This is a genomic window from Streptacidiphilus pinicola, assembly GCF_003258295.1.
Taxonomy (GTDB): Bacteria; Actinomycetota; Actinomycetes; order Streptomycetales; family Streptomycetaceae; genus Streptacidiphilus; species Streptacidiphilus pinicola.
On the sequence record NZ_QKYN01000225.1, the window covers coordinates 1 to 1,760 of the forward strand.

General features: G+C 72.4%; 3 protein-coding genes. All 3 read left to right on the forward strand.

Annotation, left to right across the window (positions count from 1 at the left end):
- The first annotated feature begins 236 nt into the window (after window positions 1-236).
- The 3 genes from DN069_RS37885 (at window position 237) to DN069_RS37895 (ending at window position 1,611) form a co-directional block, all read left to right on the forward strand.
- The gene (locus DN069_RS37885) at window positions 237-692 is read left to right on the forward strand and encodes an Hsp20/alpha crystallin family protein (RefSeq protein WP_111507796.1); all 456 of its coding nucleotides are present in this window, start codon (window positions 237-239) and stop codon (window positions 690-692) included.
- Window positions 693-782: 90 nt separating this feature from the next.
- The gene (locus DN069_RS37890; protein ID WP_165845824.1) at window positions 783-1,055 is read left to right on the forward strand and encodes an STAS domain-containing protein; all 273 of its coding nucleotides are present in this window, start codon (window positions 783-785) and stop codon (window positions 1,053-1,055) included.
- A 121-nt stretch (window positions 1,056-1,176) separates the two neighbouring features.
- Window positions 1,177-1,611, forward strand: a complete 435-nt coding sequence (locus DN069_RS37895; RefSeq protein ID WP_111507795.1) for an Hsp20/alpha crystallin family protein — start codon at window positions 1,177-1,179, stop codon at window positions 1,609-1,611.
- Window positions 1,612-1,760 lie beyond the last annotated feature (149 nt).

Here is a 1,760-nt window from a genome sequence, read left to right on the forward strand (position 1 = left end):
TCGGCGGGTGCGTGGCGGGCGGTGCGGGCGGCGGCGTCCATCATGCCCAAAGCGGCGGCGGCGGCCAGGAAGGAGACCGGTCCGGCCTCGCCGGTGTGGTCGTGCACGTCCATGCTGGTCACTCTTTCGCTGACGGCGTGTTTGTCATCGTCTGGATGACATGCTACAACGGTTTCCGTCGCACCGACACCGGTGCGACGCAAGGAGAAGGCCCTGTGGACCGGAGGTGTCCGACGATGTTCATGCGCACTGCGGTGACCCGCCAGGTGGACCCGACGGCCCGGGCGACTCGGCCGGGCTCCGTGTCCTGGCCGGCGCCGATCCCGGTGGATGCCTGGCGCGAGGGCGACCGGTTCGTGATCGCGCTCGACCTGCCTGGTGTCCCGGCTGAGGCCGTCGACGTGGAGGTGACCGGCCGGCTGGTGACGGTGCGGGCCGAGCGCCGCCCCGCCCAACTGGGCCAGGGGGCCCGCGTCGAGGCGAGTGAGCGCCGGCACGGGGTGTTCGCCCGCCGGATCGAGCTGGCCGACACTCTCGACCCGGGCCGCCTTCAGGCTGCTCTGGACGACGGCGTCCTGACCCTGACCGTGCCGGTCAAGCAGGTTGCGAAGCCCCGCAGGATCACCGTGCAGGGCTCCGCGGGCGCGCAGCCGCGCCCCAGGCAGGACGCCGCGGCCCCCGCCGCGGCGTGAGCACCCTGACCGAGGCCCCGCGCCGACACAGGGCCGGCCCGCCGCCTGGGCGGCGTGCCGCGATGCGCCCGCGCGGAGCGGCCGTGGCGGGTGTCGTGTCCGCGCGCGGCGAGGTGGACCTGGCCACCGCGCCGGACCTGCGCCCGGCTGCTGGAGGCGGTCCGCCGCCATCCGGCCGGGATCGTGGTCGAGCTGTCGGGCGTGACGTTCGCCGACTGCCGGGCTGTGGGCGCGCTGGTCGCCGCCCGCAATCTCGCCGCCGAGCTCGGCCGCCCCAGGCCGGTGCTGCGCGGCACCCCGCCGCCGGTGGCCCGGCTGCTCAAGGCCACCGGCACCCATCACCTGTTCACCCACCACGCGTAACCCATCCCTGAAGTGTCGTCCATCAAGCGACACGAAGAAATTGTCACTTCCTGGACGACGTGCTGTCACGGATGTGTGAGCGCGTCGATGTTGCAACTGGATTCGACGAGGAGGCTCGACGATGTTGATGCGCACTGACCCCTTCCGCGAGCTGGACCGGATCACCCAGCAGATGTTCGGCACGACCGGGACCTGGTCGCGACCGTCCGCGATGCCGATGGACGCCTGGCGCGCCGGCGACACGTTCTACGTCCAGTTCGACCTGCCCGGCATCAGCGCGGACGCGATCGACCTGGATGTGGAGCAGAACGTGCTGACCGTGAAGGCCGAACTCCGCCCCACGCAGCGCGGCGACGGGGCCGAGGTCCAGGTCTCCGAGCGGCCGCTGGGGGTGTTCTCCCGGCAGCTGTTCCTCGGCGACACCCTCGACACCGAACACATCTCCGCCGCCTACGAGGCCGGCGTGCTGACCCTCACCATCCCGGTCGCCGAGACCGCCAAGCCCCGCAAGATCCAGATCAGCGGCGGCAGCGACCGCAAGGAACTCCAGGCCTGACCTGGCCCTCAGGCCTGGACGCGGGAAAGGGAGAACGGCCGTGCGGGCGGAACAATCCCCCCGGCGCCCGCACGGCAACCCCCTCACCGCACCCGGGCATCCCACGACTCCAGGCCCGTCCCCCCGTCGGGCCTGGAGTCGTGGGATGC